Raw genomic sequence first — 20,196 nt, 5'->3', positions numbered from 1 at the left:
TCTACCGACGGCGCCCCGCCGGTCAGCCGCGCACCTCGGGGTTGACGAGGGCCGGGGCCTCCGCGCCCGTGGCCATGGCGATCGCGTTGCGCGCGGCCAGCTCGGCCATCGCGGCGCGGGTGTCCCGGGTGGCGGAGCCCAGATGCGGCAGGAGCATCACGTTCTCCAGCTCGGCCAGGCCCGGGGCGAGGGCGGGCTCGTCCTCGTAGACGTCCAGACCGGCGCCGAAGAGCCGCCCCTCGCGCAGGGCGGTGACGAGGGCCGCCTCGTCCACCACGGGCCCCCGGGCCGTGTTGACGAGGACGGCGTCGTCCTTCATCTTCGCGATCACGTCCGCATCCACGAGGTGATGGGTGTCGTCCGTCAGGGGCACGTGGAGGGACAGGACGTCCGCGACCTCGACGAGCTCCTCCCAGCGGACCTGACGGACGCGGCCGGCGAGGTCGCCGAGCTCCGCGGCCGCGACCTCCCGGTGCGCGGGCGGCCGCGGCGCGAACACGACCTCCATGCCGAAGGCGAGCGCACGCTCGGCCACCGCCTTGCCGATCCGCCCGAAACCGGCCAGGCCCAGGGTCGCGCCACGCACGTCCCGGCCCACGAGCAGGTCCGGCGCCCAGCCGTGGAAGCGTCCCTCGCGCACCATCCGCTCACCCTCGGGGGCACGGCGGGTCACCCCGAGGATCAGGAGCATCGCGATGTCCGCGGTGGCGTCCGTGAGCACGTCCGGGGTGTTGCCGACGGCGATCCCCCGCCGCGTCGCGGCGGCCACGTCCACGTTGTTGTAGCCGACCGCGTAGTTGGCGATGCCCCTGATCCGCGCGTCGGCGAGCACGTCGGCGGTGAACTTCTGGTCCAGGGCCGCGACGACGACGTCGTAGTCCCCCGAGGCCACCAGCCGCGCGAGCGCGGCGTCCCCTCCGACGTCGGCGCCGTCCACCACCTCTCCGGCCTCGCGCAGCATTCCGAGCCCGGGCTCAGGGAGGCGGGTCATGAGCAGGAAACGGGGGGTCACGGCGGGCCTCACTCTCGGATCGGGGCGGGGAGGACGCGGCGTCGTCCGGCGTGACCAGGCTAACCGCGGACGGCGGGTGCGGCCCGGGCCGACGCCCCTTATGATTGACTCTCGTCAATCATTGACTTATGTCAATCACCGCGCCGCCCCTCCCGCCGAAGGACCCCATGACCCCAACCTCCCCCGCCCCCGAGGCCGTCGCGCCGGCCGGCGCCCCCTCGCTCGAGCGCGCCGCCGCCGACGCCGCGCGCCACCGCTCCGTGCTCCAGGCCCTGACCGGCCTCCTGCTGGGCATGTTCGTCTCGATGATCGCCAACACGGTGGTCTCGACCTCGATGCCGGTGATCATCCACGACATCGGCGGCGACCAGACCGCCTACACCTGGGTCATCACCTCGGCCCTGCTCGCCACGGCCATCGCCACCCCGATCTGGGGCAAGCTGGCCGACCTCGTCAACCGCAAGGTCCTCTTCCAGGTCGCCCTGGCGATCTTCGTCGCCGCCTCCGCGGCGGCCGGGTTCACCCACGATCCGACCTTCCTGATCGTCTGCCGCACCGTGCAGGGCCTGGGCGGCGGCGGCCTCGTCGCGCTCAGCCAGGTGATCATGGCGGACATCATCAGCCCGCGTGAGCGCGGCCGCTACATGGGCCTGTTCGGCGCCGTGATGGCCGTGGCCACGGTGGGCGGCCCGCTCGCCGGCGGCGTGATCACCGACCTGTGGGGCTGGCGCTGGAACTTCTTCGTGGCGGTGCCCTTCGCCGTCGTCGCCCTGGTGATGGTGCAGCGCACCCTCCACCTCCCGCACCGCGAGCGCCAGAAGGTGTCCATCGACTACCTCGGCATCGTGTTCCTGACCGCGGCCACCGCGCTGCTGCTGATCTGGGTCACCAGCGCCGGTCGCGACTTCGACTGGGCCAGCACCACCACCGCGTGGATGCTCGGCGGCGCCGCCGTCGCCACCGTCCTGTTCGTCGTGACCGAGCTGCGCGTCGCCGAGCCGCTCATCCCGCTCACCCTCTTCCGCGACCGCACCTTCACCCTCGCGACGATCGCCTCGATCGCCACGGGCCTGGCCATGTTCGGCTCCTCCGTCTACCTGGCCCAGTACATGCAGCTGGCCCGCGGCGCGACGCCGACCCAGGCCGGCCTCATGACCATCCCGATGATCCTCGGCCTGCTCGTGTCCTCCACGGTGATCGGCGGCCTCATCACCCGCACCGGCGTGTGGAAGCGCTGGCTCGTGATCGGCGCCGTCCTGCTGATCGCCGGCACCGCCCTGCTCGGCACCCTGCACTACGACACCTCCTTCTGGCTGGTGTCCCTCTACATGTTCCTGCTCGGCGCCGGCGTCGGCATGACCATGCAGAACCTCGTGCTCGTGGTGCAGAACACCACCGACCCGCGGCAGATGGGCGTCGCCAGCTCCGGCGTCACCTTCTTCCGCACCCTGGGCGGCAGCATCGGTGTCGCCGTGATGGGCGCCGTGGTCTCCAACGTGGTCCCGGACCGCATCGAGGAGCGCCGCGCGGACCTCGCCGCGGCCCTGCGCAGCCTGGGCCCGGACGCCGCCGAGTGGTCCGAGAGCCTGCAGTCCAGCACCCTGCCACGCGTGGCAGAGATGCCCGACTCGCTGCGGGTGATCTTCGAGGACGTCTACGCGCAGGGCATCGCCCTCGCCTTCCTCGTGGCCGTGCCCCTCGCGATCGTCGCGCTGATCGCGATCCTGTTCCTGCCGAACATCCCGCTGGGTCGCATGACCACCTCCGAGCGCCTCCACGCCACCCGCGCCGACCTGGCCACCCACGCCACGGCCGAGGCCATGCAGACGCTGCCCGCGACCGGTCCGATCCCCGTGGTGACCGCGGCGCAGGGGCAGCATCCCGCCGAGGACCCGGAGGAGTCCCGGGCGGTGGCGGCCGAGCGCCCGGCGACGGCGTCGCCGGTGGCCGGCCGGCCCGTCGTCCCCGCGGCGCTGGCCGTGGCGGGGACGGCCCTGCTGGCGGCCGTCGTCACCGCGCTGGTCCGGGCCCGCCGTGGCTGACGGCGCCCCGGACCCGGGCAGAGGCGGCGACGACGCGGGCTTCGAGGCCGCCGTCCAGGGGCTCGAGCAGGCGTTCTCGCGTCTGGTCCTGCAGCACCGCCAGGTGATGGTCCGCTACGCGGCGGCCCTCAGCCCGGCCCTGTCCGTCGGGGCGATGAAGGCGTTCATGATGCTGGCCAACGAGGGGACCATGACGCCCTCGGCCGTGGCCGAGGGCCTGCTGGTGGACCGCGCCCAGGTCTCCCGCATGGTCCGCGACCTCGAGGCCGCCGGGCTGATCACCCGAGAGCCGGACCCGCGGGACCGCCGCTCCGCCCTCCTGAGCGCCAGCCCCGAGGGGCTCGCCCGCCTCGACGCGGTGCGCGGCGGCCCGGCGGGTCGCGGGCTGCGCGACGACCTGGCGCGCTGGGACCGCGAGGACATCCGGACGCTGACGCGCCTGCTGGACCGGCTGGCCGCCGAGCGTCAGACCCGGATGCAGGACCCCGCCGAGTCCGAGTGAGCCGCCGGCCGGACCCGCGGGCCCGGCCGGCGGGCGGGATCACCAGATGGTGACGCGCTCCTCCGGGGCCAGCCACATGGGATCCCCCTCGCGCGTGCCGAACGCCTCGTGGAAGGCGTCGATGTTCTTGACCACCTGGTTGCAGCGGAACTCGTTGGGCGAGTGCGGGTCCGAGGCGATGCGGGTGACCATGGCCTCCGGTCGCGTGAGCTGACGCCACACGGTGGCCCAGGCGGTGAAGAACTCGCGGTCCCCCGCCGCGGCGTCGAGGGAGGCGCCGTCGCCCTCGTCCCGCCAGATCTCCAAGGCGCGGTGGGCGATGCCCAGGCCGCCGAGGTCGCCGATGTTCTCCCCCAGGGTGAACTCGCCGTTGACGCGGTGGTCCGGGGCCTCGGCCGGGGAGAGCGCGTTGTACTGGGCCACCAGCCGGGAGGTGCGCTCGGTGAACGCCGCGCGGTCCTCCTCGGTCCACCAGTCCTCGAGCCGACCGGCGCCGTCGTACCGCGAGCCCTGGTCGTCGAAGCCGTGGCCGATCTCGTGGCCGATCACGGCGCCGATCGCCCCCAGGTTCGCGGCCATCGAGGCCTCGGGGTCGAAGAACGGGGGCTGCAGGATGGCGGCCGGGAAGACGATCGCGTTCTCGAGCGGGGAGTAGTACGCGTTCACCGTCTGCGGCGTGATGTGCCACTCCTCCGGGTCCGGCCCGTCCGCGATCTTGCGCAGGTCCCGCTCCCACTCGAGCTCCGAGGAGGAGCGGGCGTTGCCCAGCAGGTCGCCGGCGTGGACCTCGAGGGCGGAGTAGTCCAGCCACTTCGAGGGGTAGCCCACCATGGGGCGGAACATCGCCAGCTTCTCGAGCGCCCGCTGACGGGTCTCCTCGCCCATCCACTCGAGCTCCTCGATGGACCGGCGATAGGCCTCCTGGAGCAGGCCCACGAGCTCGTCCATCGCGGCCACGTGGCCCTGCGGGAAATGGCGGGCCACGTAGAGCTGCGCCACGTCCTCGCCGGCCGCCCCGTTGACGAACGCGACCGCGCGCTTCCAGCGGGGGCGGACCTCCTCGGTGCCGGCCAGGCGGCGGCCGTAGAAGGAGAAGTTCTCCTGCACGAACGCGTCCGGCAGGAAGCCGGCGAAGGAGCGCAGCACCTGCAGGATCAGCCAGTGACGCCAGTCCTCGAGGTCGGCGGCCTCGGGTCCCTCGAGCAGCCCCTGCACACCGGAGAGGAAGTCCGGCTGCCACACCACGACCTCCGCGGCGCGCTCGCCGGCGGCGTCCACGCCCTCGAGCCACGCGTCGGCCAGGGGGAAGAGCTCCGTCAGCCGGTCGTGGGTCATGGGGTTGTAGCGGGCCACGGCGTCCCGGCTGCGGACCAGGTCCCAGTGCAGGGCGGCGATGCGCTTCTCCAGCTCCACCACCCGGACGCCCAGCGCGGCGGCCTCGTCCCGGTCCGCGCCGATCCCGGCCAGCGCCAGCAGACGGCCGGTGTGCTCGGTGTACTGCTCGAGGATCTCGGCGTAGGCCTCGTCCCGGTAGTAGGACTCGTCCGGCAGGCCCAGGCCGCCCTGGAGCAGGTGCAGGAGCATGCGGTCCGGGTTCCCGGCGTCGTTGAGGGCGCCGGTGTTGATGAGGCCGGAGACGCCCTGGCGCTGCAGTCGCCCGGACAGGGCGAGCAGCTCCGCGGGGGTGGACACGGTGGCCACCGCCGCCAGGTCCGAGGCGATCGGCTCGAGGCCGCGGGCCTCCACGGTCTCGTCGTCCATGAACGAGGCGTACAGCGCGGCGATCCGGCGCTTGAGCTCCGGATGCTCCGTGCCCTCCGCGTCCTCCTCGTCCAGCGGGGCGAGCGGGACGTCCCGGTGCGCGCCGGCCGCGGCCGTGGCCTGCACGCGCGCCTGGGCGGGATCGAAGCCCGTGCCGACCTCGCGCACGGCGTCCTCGCACAGGTGCCGGACGGCGAGCTCGGCCGCGTCCCGCAGCTCGAGGAACGCGCCGTAGGCGCCCTGGTCCGCGGGGATCTCGTGGGTGTCCAGCCACCCGGCGTTGACGTGGCGGTACAGGTCCTCGCGCGGCGACGGGACTTCGGGCTCGGCGGTGGCGGTCACGGCGGATCCTCCTGGACGTGGGGGTGGACGGTCTCGCACGGCACTCTAGCCGTGACACCGGACACGACGACGGGCACCGCACCCTGGCCGGGTGCGTGCCCGTCGTCGAGGGGACGGCCGGCCCGGAGGCCGCCGTCGGGAGGCGGGGGTCAGCCGACCTCGGCGGCCAGCTTCGCGAGCGACTCCTCCATCTGCTCCTCGGACACCATCGGGAAGAGGTTCTTCGCCAGCAGCTCCGGGTCGGTCACGGCGGTCCAGTCGTAGGTGAGGGACACGACCGTGCTGCCGGAGCCGTTGTCCTCGAGCCGGTAGACCCACTGCCAACCCTTGGGCTCGGTGCCGGCGGGGGCGGTCTTCCAGCCGACCAGCTTGTTCGGGTCGTAGGCGACCACGTGATTGTCGGTCTGGTAGTCGCCACCCATGTGCTCCGCGTGCATGTTCATGGTGAACACGTCGCCGACCTTCTGGATGCGCTGGGTCTTGTCGTCGGACTGCACCATGCCCGAGCCGTCGAACTTCGCGTGGTTCGCGGGCAGGGTCAGGAAGTCGAACACGTCCTTGGCGGACGCGTCGATGGTCCGGGTGACGGTCTGCTGGGTCTCGCCGTGGGCGGTCTTGTTCATCTCGGTCATGGGATCAACCTAGGCACGGGGCCGGGGCGGTCGACAAGGTCTGGGGCTCAGTCCGGCACGTTGCGCCCACGCCGGAACGCGGACACGCTGCGGTGGCCGGCCACGCTGAACCGCCACGGGAAGCGCACGGAGCCGCCCTCCCCCGAGACGCCGACGCGCGGGCCCGTCACGACCTCGATCGGCGGCTCGGCCGGATCGCGGGGCGCGGGCGGGGCCAGGAGGAAGCGGGCGGGCGCGGCCGGCGCGGCGAGGCGGGCCGGGGTGCCGCCGTCGTCGGCCACCTCCGGCAACGCGGCGACGATCTCCACGGGCGCGTGGCCCATCTCCAGGGTGATGCCGAGGCCCTGGCCGAGGTTCCCCGGGCCGGAGAGCAGCTTGAGGCCGGTGTCCCGGCCACGGCGGGCCACCGCGAGGTCCCCTCCCGCGAGCACCTCGGCCGCACGCAGCAGCACACCGCCGGCCTCCCCCTCGGGGTGGCCCACCAGGTTCAGGCAGCGGTGGATGCCATAGTTCAGGTACACATACGTACGCCGCGGCGGCCCGAACAGCGCGGCATTGCGCTCGGTGCGACCGCGGAACGAGTGGGCGCCGGGGTCCGCGCCCGCGTTCCCGTACGCCTCGGTCTCGGTCAGCCGCACGGTGACGGCGCCGTCCGGGGCGACGACGGTCAGCCGGCACCCCAGCAGCGTCGCGGCGAGCGCGGGCGAGGGGCCGTCGAAGGCGGCGGCGAGACGCTCCGGGGTCACGGCAGCGGCCCCGCGGCGGGCAGCACCATGGTGTCGATCAACCGGACGGGCGGCACGTGCGCGGCCACGAGGGCGAGGGCCTCGCGGCGCAGCGGCTGGCACAGCAGCTCCGGACCGAGCTCGGCGAAGGTGTCCCGGTCCACCACCACGAGGTGGTCCAGCTCGACGCCCGGCTCGTCCTCGACCATCCGGCGAGCGGCCTGGACGTCGACGGGCTCACCGGCCGCCGCGGCGTCGGCCAGGGAGCGCAGGGCGCGGCTGAGGACGAGCGCGTGCTCCAGGCCCGCGGCGTCCAGGCGGGTGTTGCGGCTGGAGAGCGCGAGGCCCTCGGGCGAGCGGACGATGGGTACGGCGCGGACGTCGACGTCGATGTCCAGGTCCGTGGCCAGGCGGCGCAGGACGGTGAGCTGCTGCGCGTCCTTCTGGCCGAAGTAGCTGCGCAGGGCCGGCACCGCCGGGCGCACGATGTTCCACAGCTTCGCCACGACGGTGGCCACGCCGTCGAAGTGGCCCGGGCGGGAGGCGCCCTCGAGGACCTCCCCCATGCGGCCGGCGGAGACGGTGACGATCGGCGCGTCCGGGTAGCCCGGGTACATCTCCTGCACGTCCGGGGCGAACACGACGTCGGCGCCCGCCGCCGCCAGCAGGTCCAGGTCCGCGTCCAGGGTGCGCGGATAGTGCTCCAGGTCGGCCGGATCGCCGAACTGGAGCGGGTTCACGAAGATGCTGACCGCGACGACGTCGTTCTCGGCGCGGGCCCGCCGCACCAGGGCCGCGTGGCCGCCGTGGAGGGCGCCCATCGTGGGGATCAGGCCGACGGTGACGGGCTCGGCGTCGCCGTCGTCCGTGGCGTGGGCGACGAGCTCACGGAGAGCGGAGCGCATCTCGGCGACGGTCCGGGCCAGACGCGGGCGCGCGGAGACGCCGTCGGCCTCGGCCGTCACGGGAGCGGGGAGGGCGTCCTCGAGGGTCAGGCCGGTGCCGGCGGGGACGGGGCGCTGGTCGGGGACGCGGTCGAGAGGGGTCACCCTCCGAGTCTAGGCACGGGGCCTCGGGGAGGACTTCCGCCTCACCACGCGCATCTGGTCCAAGGCCTGAGCCGCGGGCCGGATTCGGCCCCGCCACGCGCGACGCCGGCCGGTCCCGTCAACGGGACCGGCCGGCGTCGTGCTCGAGTCGGGCTCAGGCGTCCTTCGCGGTGTCCTTCACCTGGCGGGCGGCGTCCTGGGACTCCGCCTTGAGGCCCTGCGCCGTGTCCGTGCCCTGCTCCTTGAGGTGGGAAGCGGCCTCGGCGGCCGACTCCTTCACGCTCCCGGCGGCCTCGCGGGCGGCGGGCTCGAGGTCCTCGCGCAGCTGCTGGGCGGCCTGCTTGGCCTCGTCCACCAGCGGGGCGGCCTGGTCCTTGAGGCCCTCCGCGGCGCGCTGCTCCGCGCGTGAGGCGGGGATCAGCGAGCTGAGCAGCAGGCCGGCACCGAAGGCGATCAGCCCGGCGGCCAACGGGTTGCCCGCGGTGCGGCCGCGCAGCTGAGCCGGGGCCTGGTGCAGGGCGTGCTGGGCGTCGTCGGCCCACTCGGACACCCGGTCGCCGGCGTCGCCCAGGCGGTCCTGGGCCTGGCCGGCCGCGTCGTACGCGGAGGCCCGGGCGTCGTCGATCACCCCGTGGGCGCGATCGCCCAGCGAGGGCTCGTGGCGGTGCTGCTCCGGGGAGCCCATGATGTTCTCCTTCGCGTGGATGAAGCCGTCCTTGATGCGGTTGGTCTGCCGGGACACGGCCTTCGTGGGGCTCACCTTCTCGGCGAGGGCGTCCACGTCCTGGCCGAGCTCGCGGCGCGTACGCTCGATGTCGGCGCGGATCTCATCGGGGTTGTTGCTCGTGGTCATCGCGTCTCCTTCGCGGGGTTCAGGGTCTCGGGGATCTCCTGAAGCGTCTCCTGGGTCTGCGGCAGACCCTTGATCTTCTCGATGTCCTTCTTGCCCTGCACGGCCAGCACGGCCGCCACGACGCCCCACAGCACGGCCACGATCAGCGCGGCCCAGCCGATCGGCAGGAACACGTCGAGCAGGTGCATCAGGGCGAGGGACAGGAACATCAGCAGGAAGAAGCCGCCGACGGCGGCGCCGGCCAGCAGCCCCGCCCCCTTGCCGGCCTTCTTCGCGGACTCGGTGGCCTCGGCCTTGGCCAGGGCGATCTCCTGGCTGACCAGCGTCGACAGCTTGGCCGACAGGCTCTGGAACATCTCGCCGAGGCTCTCGTGCTCGGCGCGGAACTCCGCCTGCGTGGGCGGCGGGGTGTGCGCGCCGGAGTGCGGCGTCGCGTCGCGGAACGGTTCGTGGGCGGTGCTCATGCGTCACCCCCGGGCCGGGTCTGGTCGAACGGCCGCTCGGCGGTCAGGCCCTGCTGGACCGGCGCCTGCGTGCCGTACGGGGTGTCCCCGACGCCGGCCGCGCGGCGGGGCCCGGCGCCGTCCGTGACGCGGCCATCGGCCTGGGAGAGCGAATCGCTCGAGTAGGCCGGGGCCTGCGAGTCCAGGTGGTGCGGGGTCACGTCGGCGTGCACCGCGTCCGGACGGGTCTCGCGACGGCGCGGCGCGGTGGAGGCGGCGGAGCCGGGCTGGGCGGCGTCGCGGATGCCGCGCGTCAGTCGACCGGCCACCAGCCCGGCGCCCAGGGCGAGGGCCAGGAACGTGCCCGGGCGGCGAGCGGCGAAGCCGCGCACGTCCTGCAGCAGGTCCTGCGGGGAAGCGGTCTCCAGGCGCTGGGTCAGGGCCTCGGCACGGTCCGCCACCGAGGCGACGCCCTGGCGCACCAGGTCGGTCTGCGGCTGCTCACCGGAGACCACGCGGTGCAGGTCGTCGGTGTAGCTGCGCACCTGGCCCGCGAGCCGCTCCTGCTGGGTCTGCACCTGCGCGCCGACCTGCTCCTGGGCGGAGCCGACCAGCGACTGCACCTGGTCAGCGGCCTCGTCCTTCACCTGGCCGGCCTCGTGCTTGGCGGTGGCCGCGAGGTCCTGGGCCTTGTCCTTGGCGTCGTGGGCCACGGCCTTCGCCTGGCCCTGGGCCTCGCCCGCGGCCTGCTGGGCCTTGTCCTTCGCCTGGTCCTTGGCGTCACGGCCCTCGGCTGAGGAGCCGTGGGCGTTCTTCGGCGTGTTCGTCGTCATGCTGTGCCTTCCTTCGTCCGGGTCGGCGGCCCTCATGGCCGGCCCTTCTGGCCGTCCACGTCACCGGGCCCACCGGTCTTGAGCGCCAAGGTAAGCACCGCCGGGACCGTGCCGGAAGACCTCGGGTCCGCCGGGATCGTCTCCGGTCAGGACGGGGTCAGCGCGCCTTCAGGCCCCGCTGGGCGGTCTTGCCGACGCCCCGGCCCGGGTGCTCCTTCTTGCCCTGCATCCAGGTGTCCACGGCCTGCACGCCGAGGTCGGGGTGGTCGGTGAAGAAGCCGTCGATGCCGGCGTCGAGGAACGGCTGGATCATGCCGACCATGTCGCCCCGCGCGTTCGGGTCCGTGGAGGAGCGGAACTCCGTGTAGAGGAACTGGTTCTCGGCGCGGAAGGTGTACGGCACCACCTCAAGGCCCGCGCGGTGGGCGAGGGAGACGAACGCGGTCTCCTCGCCCATCGAGCCGTCCTTCTCCTTGGTGATGATCTGCGCGAAGGCCGGGCCGAGCGTGTCGACGCCGGCCGCGCGGACCTCGCGCATGCCCGCGGCGGTCTCGTAGAAGTCGTAGTCGCGGAGTTCGTCGCCGGCGGCCACGGAGTCATAGGGTGCGCCGGTGACGCTGGAGAGGAACACCGTCTCGGCCTTGAGGCCGAGGTTCTCGTTGAGATCGCGCAGGTTGGCGAGCTCGAAGGACTGCACGGTGGCGGGGGCGTTGCGCTTGTTCAGGCCGTGCTCGTCGAGCAGCTCGACGACGCGCTCCTCCATGGACAGGCCGATGGAGTCGAAGTAGGTGGGGTGCTTGATCTCGGGGATGACGCCGATCTCGCGGCCGTACCGGGCAGAGAGGCGCTCCCGCAGCTCGAGCACCTCCTCGAAGGTGGGCACCTGGTACCGGCCGTCGTAGGACGCGGACTCGGGGCGGACCTGCGGCAGGCGCTCCTTGGCGCGCAGGGTCTTGAGCTCGGCGAGGGTGAAGTCCTCGGTGAACCAGCCGGTGAGGGCCACGCCGTCGACGACCTTGGTGGTCCTGCGGTCCGCGAACTCGGGTCGCTGGGCGACGTCCGTGGTGCCGTCGATCAGGTTCTCGTGGCGGACCACGAGCACGCCGTCCTTGGTGGAGACCAGGTCCGGCTCGATCACGTCCGCACCCTGGGCGGCGGCCAGCTCGTAGGCGGCCAGGGTGTGCTCGGGGCGGTAGCCGGAGGCGCCACGGTGGCCCACGACCTCGGGGCGCGCCACGGGCTTGCCCGTGACGGACTGCGCGGCGGCCGGGGCCGTCGGTGCGGCGGGGGCGGCGACGGCCGGGGCGGCCAGCGGGGCGCTGACGGCGACGGCGGCGGCGAGGGCCACGAGGCCTCGGGCGGCGTGACGACGGACGGAGGTCATGGGACGGTCCTTTCCGGGAGGGGGATGACCGCTCCAGTGGGCCAGATCCGGGTGTCGGCCGGGTGGCCCCCCTCCGGCCACAGACGGCCCGTCCGGTGAACAGCCGGTGACGGTTCCAGGCGCGGCACGGTCACGCAGCGCCGCGCCCGGCCGCGAGGACAGATCGGATCGGCGTCAGCCGACGGCGAGTGCCCCAAGGACGATCACAGCGACGGCCAGTACAGGGATCACGAGTGTGATCATCGCCACGTCCTTGTACGACTCGCGGTGCGTCATGCCACACACGAGGAGCAGAGTGATCACGGCCCCGTTGTGGGGCATCGAGTCGAGACCTCCGGATGCCATCGCGGTGACTCGGTGGAGCAACTCGAGGCTGTAGCCCTGCTCGACCGCCAGAGACCGGAGGTCCTCGCCGATGGCGTTCAACGCGATCGTCATGCCGCCCGAGGCCGAGCCCGTGATGCCGGCGATGACCGAAGTGGAGATCGCCGTCGCCGCCAGGGCGTTCATGCCGGGCGCCAGGATGCCGTTCTTGACGATGGCGAAGGCCGGCAGAGAGGCGATCACCGCTCCGTAGCCCACCTCCGACGCGGTGCTGAAGATGGGCACCAGTGACCGCTGGGCACCCACGATGAAGTTCTCCCAGATCACACGCAGATGGCGGAGGTTGAGCAGGACGATGATCGCCACGGCGGCCAGCAGTGCCGAGAGGACGGCCCAGACCGCAGACCGGCCGGCCAGAGTGGCCCCACCGTACTTCTCCTCCTGGAGATACCCCCAGTCCATGGCCGGGAAGACAACCGTCGTCGCCAGCAGGTTGACCACGAAGACCGCCAGGATCGGCAGGAAGGGCAGCAGCGCGTTCCGTGGCTCGGGAAGGAGCACCTCCCCGGCCTCGGACTCCTTCACCAGAGTGCCGACGGCGGCGTCACCGGTCGGGCCGGCGGCCTTCCCCGCGTTCGCCTCGCCCACGCCCGCTGCCCGCTCCAGGTCGGTCAGGTGGCCGAACCGTTCCCCTGCCGCGACGAGCCGTCCGACCCGGAAGTGCAGCCAAAGCAGGCCGAGGCCGAGCATCAGGACGCTTCCCACCACGCCGACGATCGGCGCGGCAAACGTGCCTGTGCCGAAGAACTGCCCCGGGATGATGTTCTGGATCTGAGGCGTCCCCGGGACGGCCGTCATCGTGAAGGTCAGGATGCCCAGCGCGATCGTGGCGGGGATCATCCGCCGCGGCAGGTCAGCCATCCGGAAGAGTTCCTTCGCGAGGGGGAACATCACGAACACGGCCACGAACACACTCACGCCGCCATACGTCAGGATGGCGGCGGTGAACACCGTCGCCAGGATGGCCCGCTGAGGGCGCAGCCACCGGGTGATGACCTGGGCGACGGCGCGGGCGTACCCGGTGATCGACATCAGCCGTCCGAAGATCGCTCCGGTCACGAAGATCGGGAAGTAGCTGGTGATGAACTTGCCCAGCGCGGGCATGAAGATGTCCGTGTATGTCGCCAGGAACGGCGCCCCCGAGAAGACCATCGCCACGGCGGCGCACACCGGGGCCGCGATGACCACCGAGGTCCCCCGGTAGGCCATGGTGATGAGGAGGAGCAAGGAGAGGATGATGCCCAGGAATCCGATGATCATGGAGTGTTCATCTCACGAGGTTGTCAGTGAGCCGACGGCTCAGTGGGAGGGGAACCCGAGGTCGACTTGGGACTCGCTGGCCTCGGGCCAACGAGAGGAGACGACCTTTCGCCGGGTGTAGAAGTTGAACCCCTCGGGGCCGTACATGTGCGTGTCCCCGAACAGCGAGTCCTTCCAGCCTCCGAAACTGAACGAGCCCACCGGGACGGGGATCGGGATGTTCACCCCGACCATGCCGACTTCGATGTCGTACTCGAACGAGCGCACGGTCTTCCCATCGCGGGTGAACACCGACGTGCCGTTCGCGAACCGGTTCTCGTTGATCAGGTCGACCGCGTCCTCATACGTGTCCACGCGCACGATCGCCAGCACGGGGCCGAAGATCTCGTCGTCGTAGACCTTCATGCCCGGCCGGACATGGTCGACGATGCTGGGCCCAATGAAGAAGCCCTCGGTCGGCACGTCGTGGGTCCTCCCGTCCAGCACGAGCGTTCCACCCTCCTGCGCGGCGCCGTCCACATAGGACGTGACCCGCTCCAGCGCGTCGCGGGTGATGAGCGGGCCCATCTCGGCTTCGGGCTGGTCGCCCGGACGGACGACGAGTGCCCGGGCCAGTTCCGTGACCCGGTCGACGAACTGGTCGGCGATGTCGCCCACCACCACCGCCACCGAGATCGCCATGCAGCGCTCGCCGGCAGAACCGAAGGCGGCCGAGACAGCCGCGGCGGCCGCGCTCTCGAGGTCGGCGTCCGGCATGACGACCATGTGGTTCTTGGCCCCGCCCAAAGCCTGAACGCGCTTCCCCTCGTTCGCGGCCGTCGTGTAGATGTGATGGGCCACCGGCGTCGAACCCACAAAGGAGACAGCCTTGACCTGCGGGTGGCTGAGGAGCGCGTCCACCGCCTCCTTGTCGCCGTGGACGACATTCAGGATGCCCTCGGGCAGGCCCGCCTCCAGAAAGACCTCAGCCAGCCAGTTGGCGGCTGAAGGGTCGCGCTCGCTCGGCTTGAGGACGACGGCGTTGCCGGCAGCGATCGCCGTGGTGAACATCCAGAGCGGCACCATGGCAGGGAAGTTGAAGGGCGTGATGCACGCAACCACCCCCACCGGCTGCCGGATCTGCTTGACGTCGACACCGTCGGCCACCTGCTCGGCGAACTCCCCCTTCATGTGGTGCAGGAGCCCGGCGCAGAACTCGACGTTCTCCATCCCCCGCGCGATCTCGCCGAGTGCGTCGGAGTGGACCTTGCCGTGTTCTCTCGTGATGATCCGAGCCAGCTCGTCCTTCCGCGCGTCGATGATTTCCCGGGCCCGAAACATGATCTTCGAACGCTTCACCAACCCGACGCGCCGCCACTCCCGCTGTGCGCGCACCGCGTCCCGCACGGCTTCGTCGACCCGAGACGCCGGCGCCTGGACGAGCTCAGCGATCTGCTGGCCCGTCGCCGGGTTGTAAACGGGGGTGGTGCGGTCGCCGCCCCGAGCCTTCCCCCCGATGAAGTGTTCGATGACGGTGGTCTTTCCTGCGGACATGGTGGTCATGCTCAGCTCCTGCGTGTATGCGTGGAATCGTTCAGATCTCGGCCTGGCTCTTGCCAGGCGTCACGTACTTCACGACGAGGGTGCAGTCCTTGTCACCCAGGCCTTCGTCACGCAGCCGGTGCAGTTGCTCTTGGGCGAGAGACGCCGCCTCGAGGTGAAGGCCAGCGGCCTTTCCCGCATCCACCGCCAAGGTGACGTCCTTGATGGCCAGGTCCGCTCGGAAGCTGGCCTCGAAGTTGTTGTTGGCGGCGGCACTCGGAACGACCCCCGCGACGGGATACCACGTCTGCTGCGACCAGGACATGCCGGATGAGGCCGTCGTGATCTCCCAAAAGGTCTTCGGGTCCAGTCCCAGGTGTTTCGCGAGCTGGGACCCTTCGGACGCCGCCATCTGCGTGATGAACAGCATCATGTTGTTGGCGATTTTGGCGGCGATGCCCGCCGTCGGCCCGCCCGCGGCGAACGCCTTGCCCGACATCGGCTTCACGTGCTCCAGGGCTTCGGCGACATCGGCCTCGCTTCCGCCGATCATGAACGCGAGGGTCGCGGCAGCGGCCCCGGACGTGCCCCCGCTCACCGGGGCATCGACGAAGCGCACGCCGTGCTTGGGCGCTTCCTCGTGACACCAGCGGGACGTCTCGATGTCCACGGTGGACGAGTCCATGATGAGCGTCCCCGGACGTGCGTTGCTGAACACCCCGCCGTCCTGGGAGAGCACGTCGCGCACGTGCTGGCCCTTCGGAAGCATCGTCACCACCACGTCGGCGTCGGCAACCGCCTCCGCAATGGAGCCGACGACGTCCACGCCCACCTTCCGCGCGTCCTCCCGCGCCGCGTCACTCAGGTCGTAGCCCCTGACTGGATGGCCGGACGCGACCAGGTTGCCAGCCATGGGTGCACCCATGTTCCCGAGTCCGATCCAAGCGAAACGAGTCATCTCAATCCAGCCTCCTGCGTTGCTGTCCTGTGGTGCAGCTCACACTAAGGGGGGTGCGTGCGGGTATCAATGCATCTTCGAGAGGGGAAATTGCACGGATGATGTGCATTCGTGCATCATCAGCCGATGGAGCGCTGGAAAGCCGTCACCCAGATGGAAGGGCTGGTCACCCTCCTCCTCGTCGTCCGAGAGGGTCGCCTCGATGCAGCCGCGGAGGAACTGCAGGTGAATCGGACGACGGTCACACGCCGCTTGAAGGCGCTCGAGGCGGCCCTGGGCGGCCGGGTCGTCGTCCGGGGTCCTGCAGGGATGGAGGTGACGCCACTGGGCGAAGAAGCGCTCGCTGCCGCGCGCGCGCTCGAAGCCGCCGTGGAGCCTCTGACGGGTCGGCACCGAGGCGACCTCCACGGGGTCATCCGTCTCGGAGTTCCCGAGGCGTTCGCCGTGGCATTCGCGGCGCCGAGCATCGCCGAGCTCCAAACCGCTCATCCCCGCCTGCAGGTCCAGATCCGGACGAACCCGGCGCGGGGCCGCATGTCACACACGGACCTGGACATGGTGGTCACCGTCGGCCACCCCGGGCAGTCCCGTGCCCTGACCCGCTTCCTCCGCGACTACGAACTCCGGCTCTACGCGTCCGAGGACTACGTCCGACGGCACGGTGCTCCACAGGACCTGGCCGACCTGGGCGACCACCCGCTCGTCTACTACGTGGAGACGGAACTGAGCACCGAATCCCTGGACGCCGCGCGCGAATCGCTTCGACACATGCGGACCGGTGCCAGCTCGACCAGTGTCATGGCCCAAGTGGCGGCGACCCGGGCCGGGGCCGGCATCGGGCTGCTGCCCGACTTCTGCGCAGGCGATGACCCCGACCTGGTCCCCATCCTGCCGAACGTCTTCCGCCACCGGATGGAGTACTGGCTCATGGTCACGGTCGAGGCATGGCGCAATCCGACGGTCCGCGCTGTGCACGAGCGCCTAGCCCTGCACCAGGCCTGACGTGCTCCAGCGCCGCGGCGGCCACACCCGGCGGCTCAGCCCGCCGTCGACGACGGCCGCGTCAGTCCCAGCGTCTCCGGGGCCGTCGGGGCGCCGTCGCCGAGGACGTGCTCGCCCAGGAAGCCGAGGACGACCTCGTACCAGACCTTCGCGTGCTGCGGGGCGAGGATCCAGTGGTTCTCGTGCGGGAAGTAGAGGAACCGGTGGTCGGTGGTGCCGTCCGCGGCGGCCGGCCGCCCGGACTTCGCCAGCAGGTCCGACCACAGGCGCAGCCCCTCGCCGATCGGCACGCGGTAGTCCTTGTCGCCGTGGATGACGAGCATCGGAGAGACGATCTCCCCCACGAACCGGTGCGGAGAGTTCTCCTGCTGCATCTGCTCGTCCATCTCGCGGGCCCAGTAGAACGCGGCGTCCGTCGTCGGGCCGAAGCCGTCCAGCGCCCACAGCGAGGCGTGCGTGACCACGCACCGGAACCGATCGGTGTGCCCGGCCACCCAGTTCGCCATGTAGCCGCCGAACGAGCCGCCCATGGCGGCGGTGCGGTCGCCGTCGACGTCCTCACGCGCCACGACGGCGTCCGTGAGCGCCATCAGGTCCGTGTAGGGCGCCTGACCCCAGCGGCCCCAGCCGCGTTCGATGAAGTCCTGGCCGTAGCCCGTGGACAGCGCCGGGTCCGGCAGCAGCACCGCGTAGCCGCGCGCCGCCATGATCCACGGGGTCCAGCGCCAGCTCCACGCGTTCCACGAGCCCAGCGGACCGCCGTGGATCCACAGCAGCAGCGGGTGGCCGCCGGCCGGCGGCTCCCCCTCGGGGAGCACGAGCCAGCCGCGCACGCGCGTGCCGTCCTCGGCGACGGTCTCCACGTCCTCGAGGGTGCCCGGGATCGCGGGGCGCTCCACGGGGTTCGGCAGGCGCCTGGCCTCGCCCGTGGCCAGGTCGATCCGCGCCACCTCCGGCGGGAACAGGTAGGAGGAGCGGACGCCGTAGGCCGTGGCCCCGTCCGGGGAGAGCACGACGTCGGTCCACGCCTCGTCCTCCCGGGTCACCTGCGCGACGGCGCCGGTGGCCACCTCGATGCGGAACACCGGGCGGCGACCCTCGGAGTCCGCGAGCGCGATCACCGCGGAGTCGTCCGGCAGCCACGCGACGACGTCGGCCCACCGGTCCCAGCCGTGGGCCAGGGGCGTGGTCTGGCCCGTGGCCGTGTCCATCACATACAGGCGCGGGTGCACGGCGGAGTGCGGCGTGGAGTCGAGGGTGCGGACGACGACGGCGCGCGTGCCGTCGTGGCTGACGGGACCGACGGAGACGTCCTCGCCGGGGACGTCGTGCAGGACGCGGTGCTCGCCCGTGGCCAGGTCCACGCGCACCACCGTGCCCTCGCGCACGTTGCCGCGGGCCTCGGCGGTGGCGGCCGTGGTGATCAGGAACGAGCCGTCCGGGGCCACCTGCGCGCCGATCCCGAACGCGTGGGAGCGCGGGAAGCCGGAGACGTGGCGCAGGTGGTGCGCGACGTCGTCGGCCTCGGGAGCCAGGCCGGAGGCGGCGGGGCCGGGCTCGGCGACGTCGGCGTCGGTGGCGGGCTCGCCCTGCGGGTCCGGGCCGGGCTCGAGGACGAAGAGCTCGGGGCGGGCGGGGCCGAGGTCGTGGTCCCAGAAGCGGATGGGGTAGCCGGTGTGCAGGATGGCGTCCACGCCGGCGTCCTTGCGGGTCTGCGCGAGGGCCGCGTGCTCGGCCTCGGTGGTCGCGCCGAGCAGCCGGTCCGCCGTGACGACCACGCGGTCCGCTGCGGACGCGCACGTGACCGCGGCGACGCCGCCCGGGCGGGAGAGCACCACGCGCGCCTCGCCGCCCCGGGCCGGCAGGGCCCACAGGGCGCTGCGCTTCTCGGCCTCGGCGTCGGCGGGGTCGGGACGGGCGGAGGTGAAGAAGAGGGTGCCGTCCGCGGCGAACTGCGCGCCGGCCTCGCCCTCGCGGGAGCGGGTCAGGCGGTGGGCGGGGCGCTCGCCCGCGGGGTCGACCTCCCAGAGGGCGGTGGCGTAGCCGGTGCCCTTCGCGTCACGGGTGGCGACGGTGGTCACCAGGCGGGCGCCGTCCGGGCTGAGGGTGAGACCGGCGACGCGCGGCAGGGCGGTGAAGGCGTCGAGGTCGTGGAAGGGGGTGGCGGGGGTGTCCGCGGTGTCCGGGGTGGAGGTCATGCGTTCGTTTCTATCGGCCCGCACGTGATCCGGGCAACACGGAGGGCGGCGGGGTGGTGGCATCGACGGCGGGCCGCCCCGGTGCCCGCCGCGCCTCAGGCGCCGGGCAGCGTGCCGGCGTCGGCCCGCATCTGCTGGAGCTGCTCGCCGAGCCAGTCGACGTACCCGCCCATCCACTCCCCCGTGGCCTGGTCGTTCCAGCTCTGGCCGACCACCGGCTGCGGGAAGACGACGGCGTCCGAGAGGGTGTCCCGCAGCGCGAGGGCGGGCCCCTCCTCATCCGCGACCGTCACCCACTGCATGCCGTGGCGCGCGCCCAGGTGCTCGCCGAGCAGCACCGCGACGACGTCCAGCAGCACCGCCAGCTCCTCGGGGTCCAGCTCCTCGGCCTCGGCCTGCGAGCGGGCCAGCACGGCGTCGTAGTAGGCGGCGACCGCGTCCAGGTCCAGGTGGTCCACGCCCTCCTGCGCGGCGAAGTCGCGACGGACGCGCACCCACTCCCGCTCGGGCTCGGTCAGGGGGCTCATCTCGGGCTGGTCGGTCATGGCCTCCATCCTGCCAGGCGCGTCGGGCGCCGTCGTCGCCGGAACAGACGGTGCCAGCCGCGCTTTCGTTCGGGAAACGGCGGCGTGTCGCAGCGCTTTCGTTCGGGAAACGGCGAGGAACCGGGGGGACACACCGCCGGAGGCCTCCGACCCTCCAGCGGGACCACTCGTGGACGCACCCGATGCCGCCCCGCCGGCGACGAGCCGAGCGTGCGGGCCGTCGTCGTCCGCCGCCCCCGCCCGGACTTGAGACACTGGCCCCATGCGCATCATGACCGTCTGCCTGGGGAACATCTGCCGCTCGCCCGCCGCCGAGGCCGTGCTGAACCGCAAGCTCGCGGAGGCCGGTCTCGACGACGTCGAGGTCACCTCCGCCGGCACGTCCGACGAGCACGTGGGCGCCCGGCCGCATCACCTCACCCGCGAGGTCGGCGGGGAACTGGGCTACGAGTTCCCGACGGTGGGGGTGCAGCTGTCCGCCGACCTCGTGGACGACGCCGACCTGATCCTGGTGATGGACGAGGCCAACCTCGCCGACGCGCGGCGGCTCGCGACCACGGACGAGCAGCGGGACCGGATCCACCTGATGGGCGAGTTCGCGTCGGATGCGGACCGCGCCGGGGTGCGCGAGGTCCCCGATCCGTACGGGTATCCGCGGCCGCAGTTCGAGGAGATGTACCGGCAGATCGAGGACGCGGCAGACGGCGTCGTCGCCGCGATCCGCGACGGGCGCCTCTGACGGACGGGGCG

18 protein-coding genes are annotated in these 20,196 nt (G+C 72.3%); 4 read left to right on the top strand and 14 right to left on the bottom strand.

Features of this window, described 5'->3' with window-relative positions:
* Positions 1-22: 22 nt before the first annotated feature.
* Positions 23-1,012 carry a 2-hydroxyacid dehydrogenase gene (locus ACZ1IK_RS03010; protein WP_069941093.1) on the bottom strand — a complete coding sequence of 330 codons (990 nt, stop codon included), beginning with the start codon at positions 1,010-1,012 and terminating at the stop codon, positions 23-25.
* A 167-nt stretch (positions 1,013-1,179) separates the two neighbouring features.
* On the opposite strand from ACZ1IK_RS03010, the gene ACZ1IK_RS03005 reads away from it, so the two are divergent.
* The gene (locus ACZ1IK_RS03005; protein WP_465098314.1) at positions 1,180-3,054 is read left to right on the top strand and encodes an MDR family MFS transporter; all 1,875 of its coding nucleotides are present in this window, start codon (positions 1,180-1,182) and stop codon (positions 3,052-3,054) included.
* Positions 3,047-3,556 (top strand): MarR family winged helix-turn-helix transcriptional regulator, encoded by a 510-nt coding sequence (locus tag ACZ1IK_RS03000; protein WP_036314817.1) that lies wholly within the window; start codon positions 3,047-3,049, stop codon positions 3,554-3,556. Before ACZ1IK_RS03005 ends, ACZ1IK_RS03000 begins: the two co-directional genes overlap by 8 nt.
* A 39-nt stretch (positions 3,557-3,595) precedes the next feature.
* Here the strand turns inward: ACZ1IK_RS03000 and ACZ1IK_RS02995 are convergent, their stop codons facing one another.
* The 11 genes from ACZ1IK_RS02995 to ACZ1IK_RS02945 all read right to left on the bottom strand — a co-directional run bounded on the left by ACZ1IK_RS02995 (position 3,596) and on the right by ACZ1IK_RS02945 (position 15,701).
* A complete protein-coding gene (locus tag ACZ1IK_RS02995; protein WP_095347114.1) occupies positions 3,596-5,659 on the bottom strand; it encodes a M13 family metallopeptidase in 2,064 nt (687 codons plus the stop codon).
* 149 nt (positions 5,660-5,808) lie between these two features.
* The gene (locus ACZ1IK_RS02990; RefSeq protein WP_036380856.1) at positions 5,809-6,291 is read right to left on the bottom strand and encodes an SRPBCC family protein; all 483 of its coding nucleotides are present in this window, start codon (positions 6,289-6,291) and stop codon (positions 5,809-5,811) included.
* A gap of 47 nt (positions 6,292-6,338) precedes the next feature.
* Positions 6,339-7,037, bottom strand: a complete 699-nt coding sequence (locus ACZ1IK_RS02985) for a DNA-3-methyladenine glycosylase (RefSeq protein ID WP_217565071.1) — start codon at positions 7,035-7,037, stop codon at positions 6,339-6,341.
* Positions 7,034-8,065, bottom strand: coding sequence for a pantoate--beta-alanine ligase (gene panC, locus ACZ1IK_RS02980; RefSeq protein WP_217565069.1), 1,032 nt, complete (start codon positions 8,063-8,065; stop codon positions 7,034-7,036). Before panC ends, ACZ1IK_RS02985 begins: the two co-directional genes overlap by 4 nt.
* A 154-nt stretch (positions 8,066-8,219) precedes the next feature.
* Complete coding sequence (locus tag ACZ1IK_RS02975) at positions 8,220-8,918, bottom strand: DUF3618 domain-containing protein (protein WP_069941095.1); 699 nt, start codon at positions 8,916-8,918, stop codon at positions 8,220-8,222.
* Positions 8,915-9,382 (bottom strand): phage holin family protein, encoded by a 468-nt coding sequence (locus ACZ1IK_RS02970; protein ID WP_036314802.1) that lies wholly within the window; start codon positions 9,380-9,382, stop codon positions 8,915-8,917. Before ACZ1IK_RS02970 ends, ACZ1IK_RS02975 begins: the two co-directional genes overlap by 4 nt.
* Complete coding sequence (locus tag ACZ1IK_RS02965; RefSeq protein ID WP_217565059.1) at positions 9,379-10,194, bottom strand: ATP synthase subunit B family protein; 816 nt, start codon at positions 10,192-10,194, stop codon at positions 9,379-9,381. The genes ACZ1IK_RS02970 and ACZ1IK_RS02965 overlap by 4 nt, the downstream gene beginning before the upstream one ends.
* 157 nt (positions 10,195-10,351) lie before the next feature.
* Positions 10,352-11,578, bottom strand: coding sequence for a glycerophosphodiester phosphodiesterase (locus ACZ1IK_RS02960; RefSeq protein ID WP_465098313.1), 1,227 nt, complete (start codon positions 11,576-11,578; stop codon positions 10,352-10,354).
* 174 nt (positions 11,579-11,752) lie between these two features.
* Entirely contained in the window at positions 11,753-13,150 is a 1,398-nt protein-coding gene (locus ACZ1IK_RS02955; protein WP_256748685.1) for a GntP family permease, read from the bottom strand.
* Between the two features lie 111 nt (positions 13,151-13,261).
* The gene (locus ACZ1IK_RS02950) at positions 13,262-14,764 is read right to left on the bottom strand and encodes a CoA-acylating methylmalonate-semialdehyde dehydrogenase (RefSeq protein ID WP_101965650.1); all 1,503 of its coding nucleotides are present in this window, start codon (positions 14,762-14,764) and stop codon (positions 13,262-13,264) included.
* A 31-nt stretch (positions 14,765-14,795) separates the two neighbouring features.
* Positions 14,796-15,701: an NAD(P)-dependent oxidoreductase gene (locus tag ACZ1IK_RS02945; protein ID WP_101965651.1), complete on the bottom strand. Its 906-nt coding sequence runs from the start codon at positions 15,699-15,701 to the stop codon at positions 14,796-14,798.
* Between the two features lie 126 nt (positions 15,702-15,827).
* Here ACZ1IK_RS02945 and ACZ1IK_RS02940 point away from each other — a divergent pair, with 126 nt between their 5' ends.
* The gene (locus ACZ1IK_RS02940; protein WP_254629237.1) at positions 15,828-16,703 is read left to right on the top strand and encodes a LysR family transcriptional regulator; all 876 of its coding nucleotides are present in this window, start codon (positions 15,828-15,830) and stop codon (positions 16,701-16,703) included.
* Between the two features lie 35 nt (positions 16,704-16,738).
* Here the strand turns inward: ACZ1IK_RS02940 and ACZ1IK_RS02935 are convergent, their stop codons facing one another.
* Entirely contained in the window at positions 16,739-18,901 is a 2,163-nt protein-coding gene (locus ACZ1IK_RS02935) for an alpha/beta fold hydrolase (RefSeq protein ID WP_101965653.1), read from the bottom strand.
* A gap of 95 nt (positions 18,902-18,996) precedes the next feature.
* Positions 18,997-19,446, bottom strand: a complete 450-nt coding sequence (locus tag ACZ1IK_RS02930) for a DUF3806 domain-containing protein (RefSeq protein ID WP_101965654.1) — start codon at positions 19,444-19,446, stop codon at positions 18,997-18,999.
* Positions 19,447-19,708: 262 nt separating this feature from the next.
* On the opposite strand from ACZ1IK_RS02930, the gene ACZ1IK_RS02925 reads away from it, so the two are divergent.
* Positions 19,709-20,185: a low molecular weight protein-tyrosine-phosphatase gene (locus ACZ1IK_RS02925; RefSeq protein ID WP_020625299.1), complete on the top strand. Its 477-nt coding sequence runs from the start codon at positions 19,709-19,711 to the stop codon at positions 20,183-20,185.
* The last annotated feature ends 11 nt before the right edge of the window (positions 20,186-20,196 follow it).

It is taken from the genome of Micrococcus sp. CS26, from assembly GCF_055522295.1.
Note: the sequence above shows the minus strand (reverse complement) of the source record. Positions and strands in the feature narration are given on the sequence as shown.

Bases quoted from the DNA above. Each gene is read 5' to 3' on its own strand.
- ACZ1IK_RS02990 (WP_036380856.1), bottom strand. From the start codon at position 6,291: ATGACCGAGATGAACAAGACCGCCCACGGCGAGACCCAGCAGACCGTC.
- ACZ1IK_RS02950 (WP_101965650.1), bottom strand. From the start codon at position 14,764: ATGACCACCATGTCCGCAGGAAAGACCACCGTCATCGAACACTTCATC.
- ACZ1IK_RS02925 (WP_020625299.1), top strand. From the start codon at position 19,709: ATGCGCATCATGACCGTCTGCCTGGGGAACATCTGCCGCTCGCCCGCC.
- ACZ1IK_RS02975 (WP_069941095.1), bottom strand. From the start codon at position 8,918: ATGACCACGAGCAACAACCCCGATGAGATCCGCGCCGACATCGAGCGT.
- ACZ1IK_RS03005 (WP_465098314.1), top strand. From the start codon at position 1,180: ATGACCCCAACCTCCCCCGCCCCCGAGGCCGTCGCGCCGGCCGGCGCC.
- ACZ1IK_RS02945 (WP_101965651.1), bottom strand. From the start codon at position 15,701: ATGACTCGTTTCGCTTGGATCGGACTCGGGAACATGGGTGCACCCATG.
- ACZ1IK_RS02970 (WP_036314802.1), bottom strand. From the start codon at position 9,382: ATGAGCACCGCCCACGAACCGTTCCGCGACGCGACGCCGCACTCCGGC.
- ACZ1IK_RS02960 (WP_465098313.1), bottom strand. From the start codon at position 11,578: ATGACCTCCGTCCGTCGTCACGCCGCCCGAGGCCTCGTGGCCCTCGCC.
- ACZ1IK_RS02930 (WP_101965654.1), bottom strand. From the start codon at position 19,446: ATGACCGACCAGCCCGAGATGAGCCCCCTGACCGAGCCCGAGCGGGAG.
- ACZ1IK_RS02940 (WP_254629237.1), top strand. From the start codon at position 15,828: ATGGAGCGCTGGAAAGCCGTCACCCAGATGGAAGGGCTGGTCACCCTC.
- ACZ1IK_RS02965 (WP_217565059.1), bottom strand. From the start codon at position 10,194: ATGACGACGAACACGCCGAAGAACGCCCACGGCTCCTCAGCCGAGGGC.
- ACZ1IK_RS02935 (WP_101965653.1), bottom strand. From the start codon at position 18,901: ATGACCTCCACCCCGGACACCGCGGACACCCCCGCCACCCCCTTCCAC.